Annotated in this window: 24 protein-coding genes; 9 read left to right on the top strand and 15 right to left on the bottom strand. The window is 65.1% G+C overall.

All coding sequences use genetic code 11. The features are described 5' to 3' along the window. Positions 1-51 precede the first annotated feature (51 nt). The 8 genes from WC729_RS08460 to WC729_RS08495 are packed head-to-tail and all read left to right on the top strand — an operon-like array spanning position 52 to position 9943. Positions 52-867 (top strand): ABC transporter permease, encoded by an 816-nt coding sequence (locus tag WC729_RS08460; protein WP_372851572.1) that lies wholly within the window; start codon positions 52-54, stop codon positions 865-867. Further along, on the top strand, positions 864-1649 hold the full coding sequence (locus tag WC729_RS08465) for an ABC transporter ATP-binding protein (RefSeq protein ID WP_372851574.1): 786 nt from the start codon (positions 864-866) through the stop codon (positions 1647-1649). Before WC729_RS08460 ends, WC729_RS08465 begins: the two co-directional genes overlap by 4 nt. Positions 1650-1658: 9 nt before the next feature. Continuing rightward, positions 1659-2138, top strand: coding sequence for a CopG family ribbon-helix-helix protein (locus WC729_RS08470; protein WP_372851576.1), 480 nt, complete (start codon positions 1659-1661; stop codon positions 2136-2138). Beyond that, the gene (locus WC729_RS08475) at positions 2135-2959 is read left to right on the top strand and encodes an urea amidolyase associated protein UAAP1 (protein WP_372851578.1); all 825 of its coding nucleotides are present in this window, start codon (positions 2135-2137) and stop codon (positions 2957-2959) included. The genes WC729_RS08470 and WC729_RS08475 overlap by 4 nt, the downstream gene beginning before the upstream one ends. Positions 2960-2976: 17 nt before the next feature. Continuing rightward, a complete protein-coding gene (locus WC729_RS08480) occupies positions 2977-3612 on the top strand; it encodes an urea amidolyase associated protein UAAP2 (RefSeq protein ID WP_372851580.1) in 636 nt (211 codons plus the stop codon). Next, complete coding sequence (gene uca / locus WC729_RS08485) at positions 3609-7205, top strand: urea carboxylase (protein WP_372851582.1); 3597 nt, start codon at positions 3609-3611, stop codon at positions 7203-7205. Before WC729_RS08480 ends, uca begins: the two co-directional genes overlap by 4 nt. Further along, positions 7202-8971: an allophanate hydrolase gene (gene atzF / locus WC729_RS08490; protein ID WP_372851584.1), complete on the top strand. Its 1770-nt coding sequence runs from the start codon at positions 7202-7204 to the stop codon at positions 8969-8971. Before uca ends, atzF begins: the two co-directional genes overlap by 4 nt. A 42-nt stretch (positions 8972-9013) precedes the next feature. Further along, complete coding sequence (locus tag WC729_RS08495; RefSeq protein WP_372851586.1) at positions 9014-9943, top strand: YncE family protein; 930 nt, start codon at positions 9014-9016, stop codon at positions 9941-9943. Positions 9944-9986: 43 nt separating this feature from the next. Here the strand turns inward: WC729_RS08495 and WC729_RS08500 are convergent, their stop codons facing one another. The 11 genes from WC729_RS08500 to WC729_RS08550 form a co-directional block, all read right to left on the bottom strand. After that, positions 9987-10319: a UrcA family protein gene (locus WC729_RS08500; protein WP_372851588.1), complete on the bottom strand. Its 333-nt coding sequence runs from the start codon at positions 10317-10319 to the stop codon at positions 9987-9989. A 123-nt stretch (positions 10320-10442) separates the two neighbouring features. After that, entirely contained in the window at positions 10443-10847 is a 405-nt protein-coding gene (locus tag WC729_RS08505; protein WP_372851590.1) for a hypothetical protein, read from the bottom strand. A gap of 15 nt (positions 10848-10862) precedes the next feature. Continuing rightward, entirely contained in the window at positions 10863-12440 is a 1578-nt protein-coding gene (locus WC729_RS08510; protein WP_372851592.1) for a sulfotransferase, read from the bottom strand. Positions 12441-12633: 193 nt separating this feature from the next. Beyond that, positions 12634-13572, bottom strand: a complete 939-nt coding sequence (locus tag WC729_RS08515) for a LysR family transcriptional regulator (protein ID WP_372851594.1) — start codon at positions 13570-13572, stop codon at positions 12634-12636. A 1735-nt stretch (positions 13573-15307) separates the two neighbouring features. Continuing rightward, positions 15308-15694: a hypothetical protein gene (locus WC729_RS08520; RefSeq protein WP_372851596.1), complete on the bottom strand. Its 387-nt coding sequence runs from the start codon at positions 15692-15694 to the stop codon at positions 15308-15310. 446 nt (positions 15695-16140) lie between these two features. After that, complete coding sequence (locus WC729_RS08525; protein WP_372851598.1) at positions 16141-16842, bottom strand: VIT family protein; 702 nt, start codon at positions 16840-16842, stop codon at positions 16141-16143. Positions 16843-16855: 13 nt separating this feature from the next. Further along, entirely contained in the window at positions 16856-17560 is a 705-nt protein-coding gene (locus WC729_RS08530; protein WP_372851600.1) for a cytochrome b/b6 domain-containing protein, read from the bottom strand. A gap of 56 nt (positions 17561-17616) precedes the next feature. Then, on the bottom strand, positions 17617-18933 hold the full coding sequence (locus WC729_RS08535; protein ID WP_372851602.1) for a sensor histidine kinase: 1317 nt from the start codon (positions 18931-18933) through the stop codon (positions 17617-17619). 25 nt (positions 18934-18958) lie between these two features. Then, positions 18959-19645 (bottom strand): response regulator, encoded by a 687-nt coding sequence (locus WC729_RS08540; protein WP_372851604.1) that lies wholly within the window; start codon positions 19643-19645, stop codon positions 18959-18961. Further along, on the bottom strand, positions 19626-20222 hold the full coding sequence (locus WC729_RS08545; protein WP_372851606.1) for a cytochrome b/b6 domain-containing protein: 597 nt from the start codon (positions 20220-20222) through the stop codon (positions 19626-19628). Before WC729_RS08545 ends, WC729_RS08540 begins: the two co-directional genes overlap by 20 nt. A gap of 2 nt (positions 20223-20224) precedes the next feature. Further along, entirely contained in the window at positions 20225-20506 is a 282-nt protein-coding gene (locus WC729_RS08550; protein WP_372851608.1) for a PepSY domain-containing protein, read from the bottom strand. A gap of 203 nt (positions 20507-20709) precedes the next feature. Between WC729_RS08550 and WC729_RS08555 the strand changes: the two genes are divergently transcribed. Beyond that, positions 20710-21237: a rubrerythrin family protein gene (locus WC729_RS08555; protein ID WP_372851610.1), complete on the top strand. Its 528-nt coding sequence runs from the start codon at positions 20710-20712 to the stop codon at positions 21235-21237. A 10-nt stretch (positions 21238-21247) separates the two neighbouring features. Here the strand turns inward: WC729_RS08555 and arsA are convergent, their stop codons facing one another. The 4 genes from arsA to WC729_RS08575 form a co-directional block, all read right to left on the bottom strand. Continuing rightward, positions 21248-23080, bottom strand: a complete 1833-nt coding sequence (gene arsA / locus WC729_RS08560; RefSeq protein ID WP_372851612.1) for an arsenical pump-driving ATPase — start codon at positions 23078-23080, stop codon at positions 21248-21250. 208 nt (positions 23081-23288) lie between these two features. Next, positions 23289-23510, bottom strand: coding sequence for a hypothetical protein (locus WC729_RS08565; RefSeq protein WP_372851614.1), 222 nt, complete (start codon positions 23508-23510; stop codon positions 23289-23291). Positions 23511-23720: 210 nt separating this feature from the next. Continuing rightward, entirely contained in the window at positions 23721-24524 is an 804-nt protein-coding gene (locus WC729_RS08570; RefSeq protein ID WP_372851616.1) for a class I SAM-dependent methyltransferase, read from the bottom strand. A gap of 79 nt (positions 24525-24603) precedes the next feature. Then, a complete protein-coding gene (locus WC729_RS08575) occupies positions 24604-25383 on the bottom strand; it encodes a sulfite exporter TauE/SafE family protein (protein WP_372851618.1) in 780 nt (259 codons plus the stop codon). Positions 25384-25388 lie beyond the last annotated feature (5 nt).

Raw genomic sequence — 25388 nt, forward strand, 5'->3', positions numbered from 1 at the left:
CGTCTTTGCTCGGCTTTATCGCCCCCTGCTCATCGAAGGTAATGTGAGGACATGCGTTGGGTGAATCGTCAAGTTCGCCGGAGCGACCGTATCCTTCTGGGGTCGCTGCCGATCCTGCTTCTGGTGCTGCTTTATCTCTTCATGGCGGCGCAGCGCCACGCCGCGAATCCGGCAGACAAAATCTTCCCATTGCCCAGCGGCATGGCCCAGGCCATGGCCGCGCTTCTTTTCCAGCCGGACCAGCTTTCCGGTCAGCTGCTCTTCTGGGCCGATACGTTGGCCAGCCTTCAGCGGCTGGGTATCGGGCTCGGGATCGCGACCTTGGCGGCGCTCGCTATTGGGCTCGTGCTGGGCATTCTGCCACCGGTACGCGCCACGCTGGGGCCATTGGTGACGGCCATCGCCGTGATCCCGCCGATCGCCCTGCTTCCGATCCTCTTCATCGCCTTGGGATTGGGCGAAACGGCAAAGATCGCCCTGATCGTCATAGGAATAGCGCCCGTCATGGTGCGCGACATCGCCGCCCATGTCGGCGCCTTGCCGAGAGAGCAAATCGTCAAGGCCCAGACATTGGGTGCAAGCAGCTGGCAGATCATGATCCGCGTCGCGCTGCCGCAGGCCATGCCGCGTCTTCTCCACGCGGTGCGCCTGTCGCTCGGTCCGGCTTGGGTGTTCCTCATATCCGCGGAGGCGATCGCATCCGACGTGGGCCTGGGCTACCGGATCTTCCTCGTTCGCCGCTATCTCGCCATGGACGTCATCATCCCGTACGTCGCCTGGATCGCCGTCCTGGCAATCCTGCTGGACGTGACGCTGGTCTTTCTGAGCGAGCGCCTGTTTCCCTGGGCGCATGGAACGAGCCATTGAGCGCGCTCCTCGGCCTTCGCAACATCTGGGTCGAATATGGCGACAAGATCGTCCTCGAGAGGGTGAACCTCAACGTCGAGGCCGGTTCCTTCGTCTCGATCATCGGGCCTTCGGGGGCGGGCAAGAGCAGCCTTCTACGCATCATTCTCGGGCAGGAGGTGCCTACCCGCGGAACCATCCTCCTCGACGGGATTCCGCTCTCGCCGGAGTGCGGCCCGGATCGGGGCGTCGTTTTCCAACGCTATTCGGTGTTTCCTCACCTGTCGGTATTGCGGAACACGGTTTTCGGGCTCGAATGCGCAAAGGCTCCGCTTTCGGCGCGACTGTTCGGCGCGGCGCGGCGTGCGGCGATGGACGAAGCGGTCGAGATGTTGAACGCAGTCGGTCTGGGCGACAGCCTCCACCTCTATCCCGCGCAGATGTCCGGCGGCATGCAGCAGCGGCTGGCAATCGCCCAGGCCCTGATCAAGCGCCCGCGCATCCTCCTGCTCGACGAGCCGTTCGGCGCACTGGATCCCGGTATCCGCGCGGACATGCACGCGCTCATCACCCGGCTTTGGCGCGACTATGCGCTGACGATCATCATGGTGACCCACGACATCCACGAGGCCTTCGCCCTGGGAACGCGCGTGATCGCGCTCGACAAGCGCCGTCACGATCCGCACGCGCCCCACCGGTTTGGCGCGACGGCCGTCTACGACCTTCCGCTCCGGAACAGGGCCGGCCGCACGGCCGATGAAGAGCCCGGCATTCCAACAAATGAAATATTATCAATCAGTTGAGGATTGGACATGAGTACCGAACCCGTCGGCCTGGCCAGGCTCAGCATGAGCCTTCCCGGGGATTTGTTTCGCCAGCTGGATATGATGGTGGAGGAGCGCGGACTGCCGTCGCGCTCTCAGCTCATGGCGGAACTGATCCGTCATGCCCTTGCCCAGCACGAGGCGTTCACCCGGCCCGACGATCTGCTCGCCGGCACGATCACGATGGTCTACCGCGGCGATCGTGGCCGCGTGCGGCATCAGCTGGCCCAAACGCAGGCCCGTTATCTCAAGGAGGTTATTTCCTCCCAGCACGTGTTTCTGGAGGATGACCAGTCGCTCGAGGTTCTGCTGGTGCAGGGCCCGGCCGTGAGGCTGAAGGAATTGTGCGACGCGCTCCGGCGCGTCCGGGGCGTGCAGCAACTCGAACTCGTCGCGACCACCGCGCTCCTGCCGCCTCTACATGAGCAGGAGGCCGAGAACAGCAAGGCTGCGGGAGCCGCCGCATGACCGATACCCTGGCGAATCCACTGGCTGCGCGCGACCATGCGCGCGGCATGGCGGGCACGGTGGTGGAAGCGATGCCGGTGCTGCCGCCGGTTGCGGACGATCTGCCGGCGGGCGTGCCCACGGACGCATTGCTGTGGGAAGAAACCATCGCGGCAGGCGGCTATGCCACGCGGCGCCTCTCGCGCGGTGCTCGCCTGCGACTGATCGACGTCAAGGGCGACGCGTGCGCTTCGCTGCTCCTCTTCAACGCCGAGATGCCGACTGAACGGCTCAACGTCGCGGACACGGTGAAGGTGCAATGGAACGCCTATCTCGGCCAGGGCAAGCTGCTGCTGTCGGACATGGGCCGCGTGCTCGTGAGCATTCTGGAAGACGATGCCGGCACGCATGACAGCTTTTGCGGGACCTCCAACGCCGCGACCAACGCTGCCAAATATGGGAATGGCAGCAATAGCGGCCCCTGCCCCAGCGGACGCGACCGGTTCCTCCTCGGCGTGGCCAAGCATGGGCTTCAGCGCCGCGACGTCCATCCCTGCGTGACGCTGTTCAAGGGCGCCAGGATCAAAGCCGACGGCGTGATCATGCCGCAGATCGGGCCGTTTCCGCCGGGCCGGACAATGGTCCTGCGCGCGGAAATGGACACGATCGTCGTGATCGCGAACTGCCCGCATGTTCTCGATCCGCGCACTGACTGGACGGTGACCCCGTTACGCGCAACCGCCTGGCGCGGTCCCGTCACGCCCGCCGACGACGCCATCCGCAACGCGACGCCCGAGGGTCTGCGCGCCTTCGAGAATGTCGAAGACTATTTCCGCCGTTAATCAAGGACCATGCCCGAATGAGCGTTGATCCCCATCTGTCCGGCCTTCCGGGCACCGTCGTCCACGATGTCGTCGTGCCCGCGCGGGCGCCCTGGCTGCATCATGTCGCGGCCGGCCAGATCCTGCGTATCGTCGATCTGGAGGGCAACCAGGCCGTCGACTTTCTCCTCTACGCCGCCGCCGACGATGCGGAGCGCTACAGCGCGCAGGACACGGTCGCAGCGCAGGGCAATCTGTTCCTTCGCGAGGGCACGGTGCTGCGATCGAACGAGGGCCGGCCGATGATGACCATCGCCGCGACGTCCGTCGACTATCACGACACCATCGGCGGCGCCTGCTCGTGCGAATCCAACACGCTGCGCTATGGTCATCACACCAGGGCCGAGCATGCCTGTGTGGAAAACTTCCTCGAAGCGAACCTCTCCGAAGGGAGAGGCAAGCGCGACATCGTCTCCAACATCAATTTCTTCATGAACGTGCCGGTCGAAGAGGACGGCTCACTCGGGATCGTCGACGGCATATCCGCGCCCGGGCTGACCGTGGACCTACGCGCGGAGATGGATGTCGTCGTCGTCGTCTCCAACTGCCCGCAGATCAACAATCCCTGCAACGGGTTCAACCCGACGCCCGTCCGGATGATCGTGACCGCATGACCTTCGATACCGTTCTGATCGCCAATCGGGGCGCGATCGCTACCCGCATCATCCGCACGCTGCGGCGAATGGGCCTGCGCTCGGTCGCCGTTTATTCCGAAGCGGACGAGGGCTCGCTCCACGTTTCCCAGGCAGACGAGGCCGTGTGCATTGGCGGCGCGCGGGCATCGGAGAGTTATCTCAACATCGCCGCGATCCTGGAAGCGGCGCGCCGAACGGGCGCCGGCGCCATCCACCCGGGATACGGCTTCCTCGCGGAGAATGTCGATTTCGCGGAGGCCTGCGCCGCCGCCGGCATCGTGTTCATCGGCCCCACGCCGGACAATATCCGAACCTTCGGCCTGAAGCACAGCGCGCGCGCGCTCGCCGCCGCGCACGACGTTCCGCTGGCGCCCGGCACGGACCTGCTCACGGATGAAGCCGAAGCGGTGCTGGCCGCGCAGGATATCGGTTTCCCGGTGATCCTGAAGGCCACCGCCGGCGGCGGCGGCATCGGCATGCGCATCTGTGAGGACGAGGAGGCCGTCCGCGAGGGATTCGCCGCCGTGGCCCGCCAGGGCCTGGGCAATTTCGGCGATGCGGGCGTCTTCCTCGAACGCTATGTCAGGCGGGCCCGGCATATCGAGGTACAGATATTCGGCGACGGCAAGGGTCGGATCGTGCCGCTCGGCGAACGCGACTGTTCGCTTCAACGCCGCAATCAGAAAGTCGTCGAGGAGGCTCCGGCACCGCTGCTGCCCGACACCGTGCGCCAGGATCTCATCGCAGCCGCTGTCCGGCTTGGCGAGGCCGCGCAATACCGGTCGGCGGGTACGGTCGAGTTCCTCTACGACGCCGGGCGCGAGGAGTTCTTCTTCCTGGAGATGAACACCCGCCTCCAGGTCGAGCATGGCGTCACCGAGGAAGTGATGGGCATCGACCTCGTCGAATGGATGATCCGCGGCGGGGCCGAGGATTTCGCCTTCCTCGATGCCGAGCCGCCCAGGCCGCAGGGGCATTCCGTCCAGGTCCGGCTCTACGCGGAGGATCCGGCGCTCGACTATCGCCCCACATCCGGCACGCTGACCGCCGTCGAATTTCCCGCTGACATCCGCGTCGAGACATGGTGCATGGCAGGCAGCACGGTCAGCGCCTGGTACGATCCGATGCTGGCAAAGCTGATCGTACACGCGCCGACCCGCACAGAAGCGGTTCTGGCCGCGCAGGCGGCCGTCGAGCACAGCCGCGTGGACGGGATGGAGACGAACCTGCGATGGCTCCGCGAGGTGGTGCGATCGCCGGCGTTCGTCAGCGGCGAGGTTTCGACCCGCGTTCTCGACGATATCGCCTACACCCCCCGCAGCATCCGGGTGATCACCGGCGGCACGGCGACCACCGTGCAGGATTGGCCGGGCCGGCAAAGGCTCTGGGCGGTAGGCGTCCCTCCGTCCGGGCCGATGGACGACCAATCCTTCCGTCTCGGCAACCGGCTGCTCGGAAACCCGGAAGGGACGGCGGGCCTCGAGATCACCTTCACCGGGCCGACTTTGTCCTTCACCGCGCCCGCGCGCATCTGCCTGACAGGCGCTGACTTCGGCGCGACACTCGACGGCGTTCCGCTTCCGCGCGGCGAGGCGATCCACGTCGGCACCGGACAAACGCTGGTTCTTGGCCGCGCCTCAGGCGGCGGTATGCGGGGCTATCTGCTCGTCGCCGGTGGGTTCGACATCGCGCCCTATCTCGGCAGCCGCAGCACGTTCGAGCTAGGCCAGTTCGGCGGCCATGCCGCCCGCCGGCTGCTGGCTGGTGACACGCTGCATCTGGCCGGCGAGGCCACCGGGGAGCCCCTCCCCTCGGTAAAACTCCCCGAGTTGTCGACCGACTGGACGATAAGGGTGCTTTACGGCCCGCACGGCGCGCCCGACTTCTTCACGGATGATGATATCGACGTGATCGTGGCCGCCGAGTGGCAGGTCCACTACAACAGCAATCGCACCGGCGTCCGCCTTGTCGGGCCCAAGCCGCGATGGGCCCGCGCTGACGGCGGCGAGGCGGGCCTGCACCCCTCCAACATCCACGACAATCCCTACGCGATCGGCGCCATCGACTTTACTGGCGACATGCCGATCATCCTCGGCCCGGACGGCCCCTCTCTCGGCGGCTTCGTTTGCCCCTTCGTGATCATCGCCGCCGATCGCTGGAAGATCGGCCAGCTGGTCCCCGGAGACAGGATCCGCTTCGAGCCGGTCAACATCGGCGATGCGACCATGGCGGACACCTTGCAGCGCAAGCTGATTGCAACGGGCACGATGCCCGGGTCGGGTCCCGCCAGATCCCTGGAGACGCTCTCCCCCATCCTTGCCGAGATCGCCGAACGGCCGCGCTGCCCGCGCACCGTCTATCGCCAGCAGGGCGACCGGAACATTCTCGTCGAATATGGGCCGATCGTGCTGGATATCGAGCTGCGCATCCGGGTGCACGCCCTGATGACGGAGCTGGAGCGGCTCGCGTTGCCCGGCATTGTCGATATCGTCCCGGGCATCCGCTCGCTGCAGGTCCATTTCGACGGTGCGGTGATGACCCAGCGTGCGGCGCTGGCCGCGCTGATCGCCGCCGAGGAGCGGCTAGGCGACCTTGAGGACTTCGCCATCCCCTCTCGCATCGTCCATCTTCCGCTGAGCTGGCGGGATCCGGCGACGATCGAGACGATCGAGAAATATATGGGTGCGGTCCGCGCCGACGCGCCCTGGTGCCCGGACAATATCGAGTTCATCCGGCGGATCAACGGCCTGCCCGATGTCGCTGCGGTTGAGAACCTGATCTTCGAGGCGAACTATCTCGTCCTGGGCCTGGGCGACGTCTATCTCGGTGCCCCGGTAGCGACCCCGGTCGATCCGCGGCACCGGCTCGTCACGACCAAGTATAATCCGGCGCGCACCTGGACGCCGCCCAATGTCGTGGGCATCGGCGGCGCCTATATGTGCATCTACGGCATGGAAGGCCCGGGCGGCTATCAGCTCTTCGGCCGAACCATTCAGGTCTGGAACACCCATCGCCAGACCGACGCCTTCATCGAAGGAAAACCGTGGCTGCTGCGGTTCTTCGATCAGATCCGCTTCTATCCCGTGAGCGCGGAAGAACTCACCGACTGGCGCCGCGACTTTCCAACCGGCAGGCGCTCGATCCGCATCGAGGAATCGGAATTCCGTCTCGCCGACTACCGCGCCTTCCTCGCGCAGAATGCGGAGCCGATCGCAAGTTTCGAGGCACAGCGACAGGTCGCGTTCGAGGAGGAGCGCAGCGAGTGGCGGCGGCGTGGCGAGTTCGACCGGATCACCGACCTGGCGGAGGTCGAAGCCCCTCAGGCCGATCGTATCGACATCCCCGATGGCGCCGACCTCGTCGAGGCACCCTTCGGCGGGAGCGTCTGGAAGCTGCTCGTTGCGGTCGGAGACGAAGTGAAGGCCGGTGATACGATCGCCGTCCTCGAGGCCATGAAGATGGAATGCGCCGTCGGCAGTCCCACGGCGGGAACGGTCGCGGCGCTTTACGTCCGGGAGACCCAGTCGCTCCAACCCGGCGCCCCGATGGTGGCGCTCACGAGGCAAACATGACCGTGATGGATCGTCGCAGCGCGGCGGGAATCGCCGCCGCCGTCAACACAGGGCGGACGAGCGCCGTCGCGGTGGCCGAAGAGACGATGGCGCGCATCGCTGCCTATGATGCGGTCCAGCCGCAGATCTGGATCAGCCGGGCGACACAGGAAGAGTTCGTTGCGGCCGCCCGCGCCGTCGACGCGCGCGTGGCCGCCGGAGAAGTCCTGCCGCTGGCCGGCGTCCCGTTCGCGGTGAAGGACAATATCGACGTCGCGGGGTTCGAGACCACGGCGGCCTGCCCTGCCTTCGCCTATCGCCCACAAGCCTCCGCCACGGTGGTAGAGTACCTGCTGGCGGCCGGGGCCCTGTGCGTCGGCAAGACCAATCTCGACCAGTTCGCCACCGGGCTGAACGGCACGCGCAGCCCCTATGGCAGTCCTCGCAACGCCTATAACCTCGCCTATGTCAGCGGCGGATCGAGCGCCGGCTCGTCGGTTGTCGTGGCGGCCGGGCTGGTGCCTTTCGCGCTCGGGACCGATACTGCGGGTTCGGGCCGCGTTCCGGCGGCCTTCCAGCATCTGATCGGGTTCAAGCCGAGCAAGGGGCGCTGGAGCACGCGAGGCCTGGTGCCGGCATGCCGCACGCTCGACTGCATCACTGTCTTCACCGACGATATAGCGGATGCCCGCCTGGTCGATCAGGTGATCGCATCGTTCGATCCGGCCGACCCCTATTCGAAGGTGCTGGCGGACCGGCCGCTCGGGCGCAAGACCATCGGCGTGCCGCGCCGCGACCAGCGCGTCTGGTTCGGCGATGCCGAATCCGAATATCTCTACGACCGTGCGCTCGACTCGCTCGCCGGCCTGGCGGAGATCGTCGAAGTCGATCTGGAGCCGCTGAAGGAGACCGCGCAGCTCTTGTATAGCGGCCCCTGGGTAGCTGAACGCGCCGCTGCCATGGCGGGCATCCTGGCCAACAATCCCGATGCCGTCGATGCGACGGTGCGCGCCGTGGTCGAGCCGGGTGCGGCTATGAGCGCCGTCGAGCTGTTCAACGGCATCTATCGCCTGGCCGAGCTCAAGCGCCACGCGGACACGCTCTGGACAGACATCGACATGCTGGCGTTCCCGACCACCGGCACGACTTACCGCGTCGCCGAGATCCTGGCGGCACCGATCGCGCTCAACAGCAATCTCGGCTTCTACACCAACTTCGTGAACCTGCTGGACATGGCCGCCGTCGCCGTGCCCGCCGGGATCCGCGCCAATGCCACCGGCTTCGGCATCACGCTGATCGGCCCGGCGGACAGCGACATCGCCCTGCTGGACGCGGCCGATGCGTACATCTCCGTGGCGGATCTTCCGTCACCACCAACACTCGAGCTGGAGGGTAAAATGCAGACCGTGAAACTCGCCGTTGTCGGCGCTCATCTGAAGGACATGCCGCTGCACTGGCAGCTCACCTCCCGCGAGGCCAAATTCGTCGGCGCCTTCGAGACCGCGCCGACCTACCGGCTCTACGCCATGGCGGACAGCGTCCCGCCCAAGCCGGCGCTGGTGCACAGCGAAGATGGCGGGGCGATCGCGGTCGAAGTCTATGAGCTGGGGGTCGCCGAATTCGGCAGCTTCGTGGTCGAGGTGCCGGCACCGCTCGCCATCGGCACCGTGACGCTGGCCGACGGCAGCAGCGTGAAGGGTTTCGTCGCCGAGCCGCGCGCGCAGACGAATGCCGAGGACATCACCAGCCTTGGCGGCTGGCGTGCCTATATCGCGCAGCGCAGCTGACGACTGACCAATAGCAGCCACCGGAAACGAAGGGGGGAAGTCATGCAAAAGCTCAGGGGAATGGTCATGGCAATGGCAGCGGGCTGTGTGTCGATTGCGTCCGCTGCCGGAGCGCAGACCGAGCAGGTCATCACCGTGCCGGGCTTCGCGGACTTCCTGGCGGTCGAGGGGAAGACCGTCTGGGCCACGAACCAGGGGCGAGTCGAGCGCTGGTCGAGGCAGGGCAAGCTCGCTGAGGTCGCCATGTCCCACCCGTGCGGCGCTATGGCTATTACGCATCACACCTTGTGGGTTGCCGATTGCAAAGACGGCACGCTCAACCGGATCGATACGCTGAGAGCGGAGAAGACTGCCACAATCGCCACGGGAATCGCCAATCCCAAGGGGGAGCTCAATGTTGTGGCGGGGGCGGGATCGATCTGGGTCGCAAGCGACGCCAAGGGGGTGATTGCCCGCGTTGATCCCGTCAGCAATCGCGTAATCGCCTCCATTCCCGTGGATCCGGGAACCTATTATCTCGCGTTCGGACATGGATCCCTCTGGGCGGTCAGCAGCGAACGCCAGTCCATTCAGCGCATCGATCCCCGCACCAATACTGTCGTCAAGAGCACAGCCTTGGGGAAGGAACCCGGCTTTCTCGCCGCCGGCGCTGGCGCGGTCTGGGTCCAGGAGCAGGGCGACGGTACCGTCGCCCGCATCGACCGTCGGACCGGCGAAGTATCCGGCCGGGTCAAGGTCGGGGCGGCGCTGAAATACGGGGACATCGACACGGGTCGCGGAATGGTGTGGCTGCGCACCACCGAGGATCAGACCTTCGCGGTGATCGATCCGAAAACCATGGCGGTTCGCGCCCGTGTGGGAAAGCCGGAAGGGAGCGGCGCGCTGCGCTACACGCATGCGGGTCTGTGGACGTCAGCCCATGACGTCCACACCCTGACCTGGTGGCCCAAGCCGGCGCAATTCGAGAAATGACCTTCCGCAGCCCGGGCTCCGGGCTGCGGACGAGGCCGTTAGCTTAGCGGTTGGATGCCAGGTGGACCGGCGACGCGGTCGCGGCGTGCGCCGTGCGGGTTTCGATCTGGGCGCGGACATCCGCGATCACGGCGGTGCGGCAGTCTTGCGCCTGACGTTCGAGGGCAAGGTGCACGCTCGCGAGACGCTCGCCGCATACTGCGCGCGCGGCCTGGTCCATGCGGATGGCGAGGCGCTGCTGTCCATCGGAGGTCGAGAGATCGAGCCCCTTGAGGTTGAGCGTCGCCTTGTCCTGGGCGAAGGGGTTGTCGGTCGCGCTTGCGGATGCTGAGGTCACCAAGGCGAATGCGGCCAGGGCCATGAGGCCAGTTTTCATCATCTTCTCCTGTGCGTAACGGGCGTCGCTCTCCGGCGACTACGGCTCACATAGTGTCAGGCAATGAAAGTTACAATACTGGTCCGACATTTATGATTTTATTACTTGGCATGGGCCTGGTTATTACTTCGCGCTGACGACCAGCACAGCAAGATCGACCTGTCCAAGCAATCCGATCGGCAAATCTACCTCCGCCGTGGCGTCGGTTCGGGTTTCAGCGTCGACCACCGAAATGGTGATCGTCCGCGCGAAGGGGGCGGACCATTCGCGCACGGTATCGACCGGCACGCGGACGCGCCATTTGCGCGCCCCTTCGGCGGGAACCGCGCGCCCGTTGATGCTCACGGCCGATGCGGTGTTCGCACGGTACCCTGTCACGAGCAGGCAACTTCCGGCCTCGCAGGCCACCAGCCGCGCCCTGGGCTCCGTCGCGGCATATGCCGGCGAGGAGAGGGCGGCGACAAGGCCAGCGACCGGGATTGCAGCCAGCGCCAATATCCGCGCGCGAGAGAAAAACGGCATGGACATGGCGCGTGCTCCTTTTCAGTCGAGATCGATGCCGGCTTCTTCGAAGAAGCGCTGGACCGGCTCCAGGACCGCCGCGTGCCGCTTCCACCGCGCGACCGAGTCCCGGTAGATCGGTCGGCGGACTTGCGCGGCGCTCGGGGTCGAAACCGGGGCATGGTTGGTGTGGAACGACAGGCAGTCGTTCGACCAGACCAGTCCGCAATGGGCCAGGAGGCGCCGGGTTTCCCCCTCCTGGTCGGCGACCAGATCCTCGTAGCGGACTTCGATCACGCGGCCCGGCAAGGCCTCGCGCCACAGGCTCATCAGCCGATCGAAGCGGACATAGTAGGCGGCGATGTCGAGGAGGTCGTAGCTATAGTCGTAGTAGCGCGAGCTGACCGCGAACAGGTTGCGGAAATTGCTGAGCACGGTGTCCATGGGATGGCGGCGCAGGCAGACGATCCTGGCCAAGGGCAGCGCCTGTGCGATGAACCCCGCATACTGAAAATTGCCCGGAAACTTGTCCGTGAACCTGAGGCTGGGATCGCGTCGGTGATGGCGTGCGCGCTGCAGGTAATCGCGCCCGACCGCCCCCATGTCGCTGATCGTGGCCGCGGCGATCGTTTCGGGGTCCATGACCGTGGGGCTGAGCGTGCCCGCCGCCTTCTTCACCGCGAGGGGCATGGCCTGCAGCTCGCCCGCGCTTTCGACTTCCGGATGCGACGAGAGGATTCGGTCGACCAGAGTGGTGCCGGTGCGCGGCATGCCGATGATGAAGATCGGCGCGTCGGAGGGCCCCTGGGTCGCAGGCGCCGCCGCCTGCTTCGGCCAGTTCGCTTCGATTGCGTCGAAGACCGCCGCATCGCGCGCAAAAGCGTAGGGCAGCGTCCTGCGATGTTCGGCATTCGCCGCGCAAAGCCTGTCCAGCGCCTCGTCCGGCTGGCCGACATCCTCCAGCTCCTTCGCAATCGCATAGCCGAGCAGCAGTCTCCCGCGCCCGTCCCGCGACCCGGCATGTGTCCGAACGAGCCGCCCGACGTGATTTCGCTCCGGCGTCTGCTTGCGCAGCCCGGCGAGGAGGTGATGGGCGCGGGCATCCCCCGGCGCCATAGCGATCAGCGCCTCCAGCGCGGCGTCGGCCTCGTCGGTCCGGCCCAGAAAGTTGAGGGTGGCCGCCAAATTGTAGCGATATTCGGTGTTTCGAGGTTCAAGTCCCACAGCCTCGGCAAAATGGGGGAGTGCAGCGGCGTGGTCACCGAGCCGGGCATAGACGCAGCCCATCGTATCGCGGCTGAGCGCATCGGTCGGCAGCGCCTGTTCCGCATCCCGCAACGTCGCAGCGGCGTCACCATCGCGTCGGACAAGCGTGAAGAGTTTCGCGAGCTGCGCCCGATATTCGCCTTGCGGATCCAGCATGACGGCTCGGCCGACATGCTGGATGCCGGCCTGGACACGCCCCGTGCTCGATTCCGCGATGCCGAGCAGAAAATGGCCTTCGGCATCCTCGGGATCGGCAGCCACCTGCGCGGCGGCAAACTTGTGCGTCGAGTTAAGATCCCCCCGGAACAGTGCACTGCGCGCTGCGCTGATCTGCCTGACGCGCGCAGCCGTCATGCCGCCGTTGCGCCTCGTGCGGTGTCCGGATGTAGGCTGGCCGGGGCATCGCTATGCCTCTCCGGCTTGCCCCGGAGCTGAACAATCGCTTTGTGGCGTAGTCGCAGACGCGCCTCCATTCAGTGTCGCGACGATGCGCCAACGCGCGCCATGGAGGCAGGCGCTAATTTGCAATGAACGGCATAGATCTACATTATGACCTGCGCTGCGCACGTATGCGCCTGACCACTTCATCCAGGAAAAGCTGCGTAGCTGTGTCCCGCGCCGGCTCGGAGCGCGCGAGGAGGAAGATGTCGTAAAACGGCTCGGAGTCGGCATGGAGCATAGGCCAGAGCCTTCCCTTGACCACCTCCTGCTCGACAGCGAGAATCGGGAGAAACCCGATGCCTACCCCCTGGACGATGAGCCGCCGCGCCTCGTTTATATCCTCAGCAAGCCCGCTTACATGGGTGCCGAGCCGATAGCGGCGGCGAAGGTGGGTAACCGTCTCGATCTCGTCGTCGCCGGTAAGGACGAATCCTTCGTCCTTAAGCTCGTTGAGGCGACTTACGCGATGCCCAAACAAGGGGTTGCTGCGTGCGCAATAGAGCTGCTGGCGCTCTACGAACAGCGGCTCGTACACCAGACTACCGCGAACATCGCTGTCATAACCCACCCCGATCTCGACCTCGCCGCGCTCGAGCGCATCAAGCACCTGACGCCACGGAGAGACGCGGATCTCGATGTGAATATCGGGATTGCGCCTGTGGAAGCTGGCTATGGCCTCATCGAACTCGGGCGAAACGAGGCCCGATACAATCTGAATGCGGACAAAGCCTTCGACACGTTTCGTCGCCTGCGCGATCTGGTGCGGCATCATCCTCGCCGACTCCAGCATGTCCTCGCACAATGTCATCATGGCCTTGCCGGCGGCCGTCATCTCCACGCCAGTGGCCGTACGATGCAGGAGGGCGGCTCCGACATGGTCTTCCAGCCGTTTGAGCGCAGCGCTGATGCTTGGCTGTTGCTTGTTGAGTTGCCGGGCAGCCGCCCCAATACCGCCGGCCCGCACGATATCTACGAAGGTGCGCATCAGGTTCCAGTCGACGCGGCTCGCGAACTTCTTGTCTGTCAACGGCGTCGGATCAGGCATGCGTCGCCTTTCTGCTGAGGCGGGTTTCGAATCAGCCGAATTGGATATGCCCGCATTTCAAGGATAATGCGGGCTTGGTCTCGGACCATAGATGAAATTGATGCAAGGGTGCGCGATGACTGCGTCCACCGCTATGCCCTATTGGACGTCGTATCGGGGGCCCGTGTTTAGGTCCACTCGGCGCGCCGGAATACCGTCGCCTATCGGAGGGCTCTACCTCCAGGATTTCCGCGAGTCCCGCGCCGGCCTCCCTCAAAGTAGCAAATTTTACGCTAGATAGTTGCTTTATCACGATATTTATGGACCAACCTCGCCGAGGTGGAGGACCATAGATATGGGACAAAGGTGGCGTAATATATCTCCCGCCGTTCTCCCCCACAGCCCATTTTGCCGGCGGCGATTCAATCATAAAACCGGATATGGCATGCCACTCCTCGCCGAATGCCGGGCTGGCGGTGCAGATCGGGTCGCTACCGTCCTGTCATACGGTTGCGCAACCTGGCGTGACGGTGAAGCCGCACCGTTCGTCCGGTGCCTGCCATACTGCTCGTCGTGTCTTGCTCGCTATCCGGACGGGCGCGTTCGGACAGCCTGCCTTCCGGGCGTTCCGGGGGATGGGATGGCGAGGCCCGCCCGCGCCATGAACATGCGGTACAGTTGTTCGCGCGCCGCTATGAAAAACCGGCGCGCCCTGCTTCGCGACCGCATTCCTTCCGGCTCCTCCCGCGATGCGGCTGCAGTCAGGACCTCCCGGTCGTTCATCTTGCCCCCCTGTATCGGTCATAAAATTATGGGAGGCGGACGGTATGCCATGCTAGTGACGGAATTTCGATGAACCCCATAGATTTTGATTATGACTGGGGTCGGATTTGCAAAGCGCCGGATGATCTCCCAGTCTGAAGCCCGTTGAGATTCAGGATTCCCGTTGGGCGGGATGCTGACTCAGACCGGGATCGACAGGCCTGTTTTGCCGAGCGGCAAGTCGCTGCGAAGGATGTCGGCCAAGCTGGAAAAACTACGCCGCTCCACGCCACGGTATCCGTCACTCCCACTCCATTGTCTGATTGCAATATAACATGTTGAAATAACACGCAAATAATTTCCGTCCGGGAACAAATCCCGACACGGGAACCGACAAAATGTTATGCTGTTGATTTTAAAAGAAAAGTCGGACGAAAATTTATTTTCAGGTTCCACCAACGATCGGTGACAGTCGGACGTTTTTCTCACCTTTCGACGCCTAGCACCGCGCCCGACTCTGCATTCGGAAATGCCGTCAGCGGGTATATCACTCTTCAGGCAAGAGCCAAGCCGTCCAGCTCAGGCCGCGGTCGACGTCTCCGAACTGCCTGTTCCGAACGAGCCTGTTTGTAACTGTCGAGTACGGCTTACATGTCGGCAAGGGCGTGTTTGCGAGCCCTTGTATCTCGGATTTTGCGCGAGCTCCCGTTTCAGACTTGTTGCGGAATTGGTGTAGCTGTCCTGCAGTTGCTGGCACGGGTCCCGGTTCGCGCAGCCGGCTTCGCCGGAGCGTGATGATGACCAGAACATGAGCGATTTGGCGGCATACCTTGAACCGTTCGGTTCGTTCAATCGCATCTGACAGCTACCGGCACGCCATCGCCCAGCGCAGAAATGAGCCTGCCGGTCGCATATAAGCCTGGCACGACGGCGTATTCAGCATTCCGCCAAGAGACCTTTCGTAATCGGCAATCCCGGACGAGGTCCTATTTGGTCAGGAGCGATTATGCGCAGGGTTTGGAGTGTCATTGTGCTGGGCGCGAGCCTCATCGCAAGTGGTTCGGCCAATGCCCAGAGTTGGAGCGCTTATGTTGGAACAGGTGGCGGGTATCCCCGCTACTATCGTGACCATGACGACAACGATGATGGCTTGGCGCGGGTCATCTGTTCGGGGCAGCGAGCCCATATGCTCGAGGATCGACTTCGCCACGAAGTTGCCGAAGACGAGATCGATGACGATGATGCCGATCGCATCCACGGAGCGATCGATCGCCTGGAGGACAGGCAGCGCCACGAGTGCCGCGAGGGAGACCGCCGGGCAATCGGCGACATAGCGGATCGCTATGATCGCATCGCCCGGTGGATTGACAGCGAAGCACATCGCAGCTGGTAGGCGAGCGACGAATGTCGCCTGAGATGCACTTTATCTTGTAGTCTCGCATCGCGTCGATTGCCGTCTCGAACACCGGCTCGCGGCTGTCGCGCACGCCGTAGAAAAGATGGATCGCACGATCGGGCTGGTTTGCAAGCGCCTCGCGCGCCTTGGCGAAGAGCGGCGTGCACTGGTCGAGCGTATCGTCTTCACAGTCGCGGCGACTTACGCGAAACACTCGAAGGCCTGCCAATGCCGCCTCGCTCTCGCTCGGGCGGATGTCTGCGTTCGCGGCATCCGCTTGTACTGTCGGAGCCCTGCGATGAAGCGCCACGGCAACGGCAAGCGCCACCCGAAGCAGCAAGGCCGTGGAAATATAGCCGAGAAGCGCAAGCGCGGTCGCTCGCGCAATCGCCGGGAAGGTTTCGCCCCCGCGTCATGGACGTCGCCCGACATCACACCGCCGTCCCGACAACCCGCCCGATGCCGGCGGTGAGCGCCATGGCCAGGGCACCCCAGAATGTGACCCGCAAGGTCGCGACCCACACCGGGGCTCCGCCAGCACGCGCGCCGATCCCACCCAGCAGCGCAAGGAACAGCAGCGATGCGACGGCTTCGGTCATGACCAGCCAGCCACCGGGCGTGACGATCACGATTCCCAGCGGTAACGCGGCGCCAGCAGTGAAGGTCGCGGCCGAGGTCAGCGCGGCCTGAATCGGCCGCGCGGTCGTCATCTCCGAAATGCCGAGCTCGTCACGAGCATGGGCGGCGAGCGCGTCATTCGCCATCAACTGGCGCGCCACGGTGTCGGCGGTGGCTGGATCGACCCCACGCCCGACATAAATGCCGGCCAGTTCGTGCACCTCGAACTCGACATTGCCCGCCAGCTCGCCGCGCTCGCGCGCAAGATCCGCCCGCTCGGTGTCCGACTGGGAGCTGACCGAGACATATTCGCCGGCCGCCATCGACATCGCCCCGGCGACGAGACCAGCAACGCCCGCCACCAAGATGTCTGCCGGTTTCGCTGCCGCCGCCGCGACGCCGATGATCAGGCTCGCGGTCGAGACGATGCCGTCATTGGCGCCGAGCACCGCAGCGCGCAGCCAACCGACCCGCGAGACGAGATGGCGTTCGGGATGGAGGTGAAGTCTAGTCATCGTCATGCTCGCCCTATGCAGCCTCGCCACCGCTCCGTTCGGCAGCCCCGGCATGCGCACCCGGGGTAAAGGCTAGGGGGTCGATCACCGTCGCTCCATAGGTAGTTCCCCCGATCGCGATCACCGCGAGCGGTACCGCCAGCGTTGCGGGCGGCCGGGCATCGGGCACACCGGGATGAAGGCCTGCCCGTTTCCTGCCGGTAATGAAGGCGCCGATGAGATTGTCGCGGGTGAGCAGCGACATGGCGATGACAGCTGCGACATGGAGTGTGATCAGACCGAGCAGGATGTTGGCCAGCGTTTCGTGCAGGCCTTCGCCCCCCTCGCCCTGCATCGTCGCGCCGGAATAGATGATGGCGCCCGTCGTGCCGAGCAGAGCGACGATCGCCAGGCCGCCGAGCGCGTTATGGCCGACCGACCGCTCGGGTTTGCCTCTGAACAGGCCGCCGAGATGATGCGCGATCTGGCCAGGCTTCAGGAAATTGACGAAGCGGGCATGCTCGCCGCCGACCAGGCCCCAGACCAGGCGAAACGCGATCAGCACGGCGGCGACCCAGCCAGCGGGGACATGCCAGCGCGCGAGCGCGCTGTCTTCTTCCGAGGACAGAAAGGCCGCAAGGATCGTGGCGACCAGCAGCCAGTGGAACAGCCGAACGGGCAGATCCCATACGCGGACAGCTGTAGAAGACGGGGGATGGGGAATCGACAGGTCGGACATGATCACCTCCATTGTTCGGTGACCCTGGTCCTGACTCCTGACGAAGGCCTGACGGGTCAGGTCCGGTGTGGCGGTTCGGGTGCCGCAAAGGTGACGCGGAACAGCGCGCCACCAAGAGGCGCATTCTCGACTGTGATCCAGCCGCCATGCGCCTGCGCGAGCCGCTGGACGATACCAAGGCCCAGCCCGGCACCATCGGTCTTGCGGCGGTCCTTGCGCCAGAACCGTTCGAATATATGCGGGAGGTCTTCGTCAGCAATGCCGTGGCCATAGTCGCGTACGCTGAGCTGGGGCCCGGGGCCCGCAGTCACGTCGATCGGGGTTTCGCCGGGCGCATGGGCGAGCGCGTTGTCGATCAGGTTACGATAGATGCGAGTGATTGCCTCGGCATGTCCCAGCACCCTGGTCTCGCCGATCGCCTCGAATCGCAGATCACGGTTTGCGGCGAACACCTTGGGTGCCATCGCCGCGACGACGTCGCGTCCGATCTCGGCGAGATCCACCAGCCCATGGGGTTCGACCGCCAGCGCATCGGCCTGGGCCAGATCGAGCATCTGCCCGACCAGCCGGGTCATATGCTGGGTATCGGCCTGCAGTTCGTCGCGCACCTCGCTCGGCGGCAGCCGGTCGAGCGACAATTGCATGATCGATAGCGGCGTGCGCAGTTCGTGGGCAGCGTTGGCGGTGAAGCCGCGCAGGATCGCCATCGATTCATCGAGGCGCGTCAGCGCGCGGTTGACCGCACGCACCAGCGTATTGACCTCGCGCGGCTCGGACACTTCCGAAAGGCGCGACAGACCATTCTCCGGGTCAAGCGCATCGACCTCGGCTTCCGCGCGCTTGAGCGGGGTGAGAACCCGCCGGACCGCGACAATGTTGAACAGCAGCAGCAGGACCGATAGCGGGATCAGCGGCAGCGCGACATGCTGGACGATCTCGTTGACGATGACGGGAACATAGGGCCGGATGCCGTCGCCTTCGAACTGCATGAACAGCCAGCGTCGCCGGCCATCCTGAACGACCGAACGGACGCCCGAAATCCGATAGCCCTCGGGAATACGTTCCCGCCGCGTCCAGTCCATCAACGTACCGGAGACCGCGCCCGATCCGGTAGCCGGCGAGGCTGCGGCTTCGTCGGGTTGATCGACATAGCGCGCGGACCAGCGTTCGGCACCCGGGGGGCCGGCGAGAAAGTCAGGCGCCCGGGCGGTCGCCGCCTGCGCCTTGCCAGCTTCCAGAGTCAGCAACTCCTGGGCGAGCGATTCCGGCTGGCGGCTATAAGTGATCACCACGATCGCCACATCGAGCAGCGCGAACAGGAGCGTGAACCAGATCAGCCGGGTTGCAATCTGACGGAACAGTGTCGGACCCATCGGCCCGCGCTTGCGATTACCGGCGCTATCCATCGACGGCGACGGGTGCGAACAAGGCATAGCCGACCCCATGGACCGTGCGGATCTGCACGTCGGCGACCGCCGCGGTGAGGCGCTTGCGCAGCCGCGACATGCACGCCTCGAGCGCGTTCGGCGTCACCTCGGCATCCATCGAATAAAGCGCGCCCTCGAGCGCCGGTTTGGCGACGACATGGCCCGCGCGCCGCAGCAGGCATTCGAGCAGGTCGACCTCGCGGGGCGAGGCGTCGATCGGAATTCCGCCAACCGTCACGGAGCGCTCGGCGGAATCGAGGATGACATTGCCGACGGTCAGATGGGTGCCGAGCGAGGCGCCGGGACGCCGCAACAAGGCGCGACAGCGCGCGGCCAGTTCGGGGATCTGGAATGGCTTGACCAGATAGTCGTCGGCACCGGCATCCAGGCCCATCACCCGATCGTCGAGTCCACCGCGGGCCGTCAGGACCAGGATCGGCATCATGTCCTTCCGGCGGCGAAGGCCGCGGACGAGATCGAGACCCTCGCCATCGGGCAGGCCAAGGTCGAGCAGCATCAGGTCATAATCATTGATCCGGAGCGCATGCTCGGCCCCCTCGACGGTTTCGCACCAGTCGACCGCGAAACCCTGGCGATCGAGACCCTCGCGGATCAGGCTTGCCAGCCGGGCATTATCTTCAACGAGCAACAGGCGCATGATCGATATCAGTCCCCTTGGCGGCCCGCTTGTAGCCGGTAATCATCGCGAGCGGCAGATTCTCGCGGTGGCGCACGCTCTCGACGATCGCACCGGTCACATGCAGCGCGACGGCACCGATCAGGATGTTCGCCGTCACCTCATGCACTGCCTCGACCCAGGCGACGCCCCAGAAGGCATCGAGTCCCATCATCCAGCCGGTCGCGCCGATGATCGCGAGCAGTGCCATCAGCAGCACGATCATTGCTGCGCCGGCCGGATTGTGCCCGACATAGCGCGGCTCGCGACGCGCCCGCATCGCGCGAAAATAGGCGATCAGCCCACGCCGGCCCGGCACGAAGCTGGCAAACCGGGCATGTCCGCGGGCCAGGAAACCCCAGGCGAGCCGGGCCAGCAGTGCCGCGACCACGGCATAGCCAACATAAATATGCGGTTTCTCCTCGTGGCGGAGAAAAGTCAGGTTGGCGATGACGCCGGCCGCAACCGCCCAGTGGAACAGACGGACGAGCGGGTCCCATACCCTGACCCGGGACGCGCCCGGATCAGGAGGAACGACCGGGGTGGCGGCCTTGTCCATGATCAATCGATATTGTTCTGGACGACGGCGCCGGTCACCGGGTTGAAATAGACCTCGGCGCGCTTGCCGTCCTTCGTATGCGCATAAATCTCGTAGCAGCTGCCCGAAACCTGGAAGACCTTGATGTCGCGATACCCCATCGTCGCGATCTTCGCCTTCATCTGCGCCGGCGTCAGCCATTTGGCCTGGGGCAGCTTGGTGCAGACAGGCGCGGCAGCGGCCATCGACGCGATCGACAGGGCGGCGGTGGCAAAGAGGATCTTGAACGGGGCGGAACGCTTCATGGCGGATATCCTTGATCAACAGGTCGGACATGCTTGCCCGGCCCGATCGATCTGCACCGGGGGCCTGACGGAAACCTGACAGGCAACGACATTTTTCGGTCGACTCGAAAATCCGGCTTTCTGTGCCCCGCGTCAGGATTGTGTCAGGAGCCTGGCCGACAAACCGGTCGTCGCCCCTCCCACGGCGCACCGGAGATTTCATCATGAACCATATCCTGCTCTCGGCGGCGGCCGGTGTTGCCGCTTTTCTCTCCACCGGCGCGATTGCCACTCCCCCAGAGACGAAGCCGCTCGCGCCGCAAACCCGGGCCAATCTCGAAGCCGCGATGCACGGCGAGGCCTATGCCAATCTCAAATATCTGCGGTACGCCGACCAGGCCGAAGCCGCCGGCCGGCCCGAGCTCGCCAGGCTGTTCCGCGATTCAGCGAATATCGAGGCGAGCGAACATTTCGATCGCGAGGCGCAGGCGTTGCAACTCGGCGGCGCTGACGCGGCCAATCTCGAGGATGCGATGGCCGGCGAGCATTACGAGAACGTCACCATGTATATCGACTTCGCAAAGCAGGCCGAAGCGAACGGCGACCTGAAGGTCGCGGCGATGTTCCGTCAGATCGCGGCCGATGAAGGCGCGCATTATGAGGCTTACAAGGCTGCGCTGGCCAAACTGCCCCCCCCGTTGAACCAGCGCTCGGTGCCGGCCGGCTTCCCCTGGCTGGCCGGCATCGAATAAATGTCCTCCACTAAATGACCTCGGAGAGCTCCGGCAGTTCACCGTTGTGGATGGGACGGCCATGTGCGAGCCCTTCGAGCGCGGTGACGCCAACCGGGGGCGTGGCCTGCCAGGGCACGAAGAAGAGCCTCTTCGCCATCGCGCCGCGTATGCGATCGATCTGCTTCCGCTCTCCCGCGAGCCGCTGGCGCAGCAGCACGTCGTCCGAGCCGGCCGCCAGCAGGCTCTTGTTGATGATCCACGCATAGGGTTCGATTTGCGCGCGCCGCAGATCGTCCTGCAGCGCGCCGGCCTGCGAAACCGGCGTGGTTTCGGCGAGGGTGACCAGCAGGATTCGCGTGTAATCGGAATCCTGGAGCCGCATCAGCGGCGTGGTGATACGACCGGAAAGAGCTTGCATAGCCGATTGGCGCGTCATCTGTCGGTGATAGGCGCCGGTGGCGTCCATCAGCAGCAGACTGTGCCCGGTGGGTGCCGTGTCCAGCACGACGAACGCGCTGCGCGCCTCGGCAACAATGTGCGAAAAGGCGTGGAATACGGCGACCTCCTCCGTGCAGGGCGAGGCCAGGTCCTCCCGCAGCAGCGCTTGCCCTTCAGCATCGAGCGTGCTGCCGCGCTGTTCCATGATCTTGGCGATGTAGCGCTCGGTTTCCACTTTGGGGTCGATGCGATCCACCAGAAGGCCCGGGACATCCCCGGCCATCGTCATCTCCAGGTGCGCGGCGGGATCGGTGGTACTGAGATGGACGCCATGGCCGCGCTCGACCAGCCCGATCGCTATGGCAGCGGCGATGGTGGTCTTGCCCACGCCACCCTTCCCCATGACCATGATCAGCCCCTTGCCCTCCGCCGCGAGCAGGTCGATCAGTTGATCGAGAGCAGGCAGGTCGCCGACCCATGGCGCAGCGATAGCGGACCCAGCATCACGCGCCGACCACGGACGAGACTGCAGCAGCGAACGCAGCGCATCGAGGCCCATCATCTCGAAGGGCCGGAGCGGGATGTCGTCACGCGGAAGCGCTTGAAGCACGGCCGGCATTTCGGCCAGCGCCTGCTGCCCCTGGGCCTCCAATGACCTGGCTGTCGCATCTGACGGGTCGCTCGCGTGGAACAGGCCGTTCACGACCAGGTGCTGATTGCCGAGCCCCAGCACGCGCAATTCGGTCGAGGTCCGGCCCGCCTCCACGATCGCCCCGCGTTCCGGCCGGGTCACAAGGACGACGGTCGTAACCGACGGATCGCACAGCGCCGTCATTGCCAATCTGAAGCGCTGTTCCTGTGTCTTGAGTCCTGAATGCGGTCCCAGGCACGACGCACCCTGGTCGTTGTCCGCCAGGAAGCCGCTCCACGCTTTGGGCAGGCTGAGCAGTCTCAGGGTATGCCCTGTCGGCGCGGTGTCGAAGACGATGTGATCATAGGCGCCGTCCCCGTCGGCAAGGCGTCCGACAAATGCATCAAACGCAGCGATCTCGGTGGTGCACGCCCCGGAAAGCTGTTCGCGAACCGTGTCGCGCTCCTGCGCACTTGTCCCGACATCCATCTGCGCCAGCACCCGCGCGCGATAGGCTTCGGCCGCGGCAGACGGATCGATGTTCAGGACATCCAGACGGCCAGCATTCGGTACCGCGACCGGGTGATTCGTCAGCGGTGCGTCCAGTATCTCGTCGAGATTGGAGGCCGGATCGGTACTGACCAGCAAGACTGACTTGCCCCTGTCGGCAAGCGACAGGGCCGCCGCGCACGCGACCGAAGTCTTGCCCACGCCGCCCTTGCCCGTGAAGAACAGGAAGCGAGTGGGCCGGCTCATGAATCGCGGCAAACCGAGCGGGGAGGTATCGTTCATAGACTGACCCAATCTTCCATCACGTCCGGATTGGCTTCTGCCCGTCAGCGACAATGCAATTGCCGCGACGCCGAGCGGTCCGAATTCGAGCGTCTACAACCCCTTCGTCACGCCGGGGATACGTAGTCTCACGGTGCCGTGAGACTACGACGAGGCAAACAGCGCGCGGCGCGACGCCACAGAGACTCCGGCGCGGACAGATGCAGTATCATGCAGTGCTGCTCAATGGCGGGACGGTCAGCCGAAACCCGATCCTCGAGGCGGCCTCGAGGCCGGCAAGGAGGCGAATCTGATCGACGTCCACAGCGGCTATCTGCGCCACAGGCTCGGTGCGATCGACGAACATTGCGAAATCGCGACCGTACGCGGCGCCCGCATGAAAGGCGCCGCAGCCGTCACAGCGGATCGCCACCGAGATCGCGAACGCCATGACCCCCGGCCATGGTGTCGAGCGCACCATCGCCGAAAAAGCATTGGTGACCTCCGGGCTTCCGGGCCGCACTTCCTTGATCGCAACCCAATAATACCGCAGCCAAGTCGGGGCCGTTCCCGCGCACCTGCGGATCCCCAAAGATGATCGTCAGGCCCGGATCGCAATCCCGCAGACCCTGGCGGCCGTCAGTCGGCCAGTGCGCATCGACTAGGCACACGCGGTAACGAACCACGCCCGCGCGGGCATCGAGATCCCGTCGGGACCGACATGCTGCGCGAAGAGCGCGATCAGCTCACCAGAAACCGCCGATTGAACGGCCGGCGCGGCATCCGCGAGCAGTTCGCCGAACGACAGTGCTTCGAGAACGAAGGCAACCGCGCTTTCGGGGCTCGACCCCGCACCGCCGACCTGTAGCATGCCATCCCAGGCGGCGATGTCGATGTCGACGAACCCGGCGCCGCCCAGCAAGGCGCGAATGTAATCGGGATCATCGAGGGCGAAGGGGCCGGGCGCGCGGAGTACGGGGGCCGGCAGTTCTAGATATCGGCCGAGCACCCCCATCATCGCCGCAATCCACAGATTGTCGCGCGCCGGTGCCCAGACCGCGAGGTCGGCCCGGCCGCCCGGCCGGATCAGCGATTTCAGGTTACCGAACGCCCGGCCGGGCTCGGCAAAGAACATCGAGCCGAAGCGCGAGAACAGGCGATCGAAGGGCGCGCCGGACGGTGACGCGACCGACGCGTCGGCCTGTGCGAACGAAACATTCCCGGCGCCGGCCGTCCGCGCGCGCGCCGTGGCGTAGGCGACCAGGTCCGGGGAGATGTCGAGGCCCAGGACTGAACCGTCGGGGCCGACCTGCGCGCCGATGGCAATGCTGGTCCCACCGCCGCCGCAGCCGATGTCGATGACCCGCTCGCCGGGCTGGAACGCCGCGCGCGCAAGGAACGCGGCGCCGACCGGCGCGATCATGCTCTCGAAACGGTCGATATTGGCGAGCCACTTCACGCCCATCGCGCCGGCTCAGTCCTCCGCGTTCAGTTCATCGCTCGTCGGTATCGATGCGGTCATGATTCCCTCCCTCCCGTTTCGGCTAGAGCGCGTTCCAGCTCTTCCAAAGCATATAGGCCGCGACGACGAAGATCAGCGTCGCAAACACCCCGTTGAGCAGACCTTTCCTTGTGGCCAGAGCCCGCGATGCCCAGGCGCCGACAAAGCCGCCAAGCACCCCGCCGCCGATGAATATGGCGGCGAGCGGCCAGTCGACCAGACCCGACCAGGCATAGTTGAGCGAGGTCGTCAGCCCGAACGCCGCGACCGCGACCAGCGACGATCCTACCGCATAGGCGATCGGCATGCCCGTCGACGCCATCAGGCCTGGGACGATGAGGAAACCGCCGCCGATCCCGAAAAAACCCGAAAACAGTCCCGTAGCAGCACCATAGCCGACCACCCTGGGTGCGTTTTCGCGGTAGCATTGCACATCGGCGTTGCCCGGGTTCCCGCGGCCGCGCAGCATCAAGACGCCGACCACGACCATCAGCACCGCGAACAGCACCAGCAGCTTCTGGCCGTCGATCGCCTTGCCGATCGTCGAGCCGCCCAGCGCGCCGAGCACGCCGGCGGCGGCGTACATGCCCGCGCACCGCCATTTGATCATGTGCCGGCGGGCGTGCGGGATCAGATTGGCGCCGGCATTCGCCGCCACCGCCAGCGCGCTGGTGCCGATCGCGACGTGCGGATTGGAGACGCCGACGAGATAGACCATCAGCGGCACGGCGAGGATCGACCCGCCGCCGCCCACCAGGCCAAGCGTGAACCCGACCAGACCACCCGACAGGGCGCCCAGTACATATTGGACTGTGGTCAGCATCGGCC

The organism is Sphingomonas sp. (genome assembly GCF_041661825.1).
Lineage (GTDB): Bacteria > Pseudomonadota > Alphaproteobacteria > Sphingomonadales > Sphingomonadaceae > Sphingomonas.

Excerpts from the sequence above, each read along its gene's own strand:
- WC729_RS08460 (WP_372851572.1), top strand. The coding sequence starts at position 52 with ATGCGTTGGGTGAATCGTCAAGTTCGCCGGAGCGACCGTATCCTTCTG.
- WC729_RS08480 (WP_372851580.1), top strand. The coding sequence starts at position 2,977 with ATGAGCGTTGATCCCCATCTGTCCGGCCTTCCGGGCACCGTCGTCCAC.
- arsA (WP_372851612.1), bottom strand. The coding sequence starts at position 23,080 with ATGAACGATACCTCCCCGCTCGGTTTGCCGCGATTCATGAGCCGGCCC.
- WC729_RS08475 (WP_372851578.1), top strand. The coding sequence starts at position 2,135 with ATGACCGATACCCTGGCGAATCCACTGGCTGCGCGCGACCATGCGCGC.
- WC729_RS08470 (WP_372851576.1), top strand. The coding sequence starts at position 1,659 with ATGAGTACCGAACCCGTCGGCCTGGCCAGGCTCAGCATGAGCCTTCCC.
- WC729_RS08525 (WP_372851598.1), bottom strand. The coding sequence starts at position 16,842 with ATGACTAGACTTCACCTCCATCCCGAACGCCATCTCGTCTCGCGGGTC.
- WC729_RS08555 (WP_372851610.1), top strand. The coding sequence starts at position 20,710 with ATGAACCATATCCTGCTCTCGGCGGCGGCCGGTGTTGCCGCTTTTCTC.
- WC729_RS08495 (WP_372851586.1), top strand. The coding sequence starts at position 9,014 with ATGCAAAAGCTCAGGGGAATGGTCATGGCAATGGCAGCGGGCTGTGTG.
- WC729_RS08515 (WP_372851594.1), bottom strand. The coding sequence starts at position 13,572 with ATGCCTGATCCGACGCCGTTGACAGACAAGAAGTTCGCGAGCCGCGTC.
- WC729_RS08575 (WP_372851618.1), bottom strand. The coding sequence starts at position 25,383 with ATGCTGACCACAGTCCAATATGTACTGGGCGCCCTGTCGGGTGGTCTG.
- WC729_RS08520 (WP_372851596.1), bottom strand. The coding sequence starts at position 15,694 with ATGTGCTTCGCTGTCAATCCACCGGGCGATGCGATCATAGCGATCCGC.
- WC729_RS08500 (WP_372851588.1), bottom strand. The coding sequence starts at position 10,319 with ATGAAAACTGGCCTCATGGCCCTGGCCGCATTCGCCTTGGTGACCTCA.
- WC729_RS08545 (WP_372851606.1), bottom strand. The coding sequence starts at position 20,222 with ATGGACAAGGCCGCCACCCCGGTCGTTCCTCCTGATCCGGGCGCGTCC.
- WC729_RS08570 (WP_372851616.1), bottom strand. The coding sequence starts at position 24,524 with ATGGGCGTGAAGTGGCTCGCCAATATCGACCGTTTCGAGAGCATGATC.
- WC729_RS08505 (WP_372851590.1), bottom strand. The coding sequence starts at position 10,847 with ATGTCCATGCCGTTTTTCTCTCGCGCGCGGATATTGGCGCTGGCTGCA.
- atzF (WP_372851584.1), top strand. The coding sequence starts at position 7,202 with ATGACCGTGATGGATCGTCGCAGCGCGGCGGGAATCGCCGCCGCCGTC.
- uca (WP_372851582.1), top strand. The coding sequence starts at position 3,609 with ATGACCTTCGATACCGTTCTGATCGCCAATCGGGGCGCGATCGCTACC.
- WC729_RS08535 (WP_372851602.1), bottom strand. The coding sequence starts at position 18,933 with ATGGGTCCGACACTGTTCCGTCAGATTGCAACCCGGCTGATCTGGTTC.
- WC729_RS08550 (WP_372851608.1), bottom strand. The coding sequence starts at position 20,506 with ATGAAGCGTTCCGCCCCGTTCAAGATCCTCTTTGCCACCGCCGCCCTG.
- WC729_RS08540 (WP_372851604.1), bottom strand. The coding sequence starts at position 19,645 with ATGCGCCTGTTGCTCGTTGAAGATAATGCCCGGCTGGCAAGCCTGATC.
- WC729_RS08510 (WP_372851592.1), bottom strand. The coding sequence starts at position 12,440 with ATGACGGCTGCGCGCGTCAGGCAGATCAGCGCAGCGCGCAGTGCACTG.
- WC729_RS08530 (WP_372851600.1), bottom strand. The coding sequence starts at position 17,560 with ATGTCCGACCTGTCGATTCCCCATCCCCCGTCTTCTACAGCTGTCCGC.
- WC729_RS08565 (WP_372851614.1), bottom strand. The coding sequence starts at position 23,510 with ATGGCGTTCGCGATCTCGGTGGCGATCCGCTGTGACGGCTGCGGCGCC.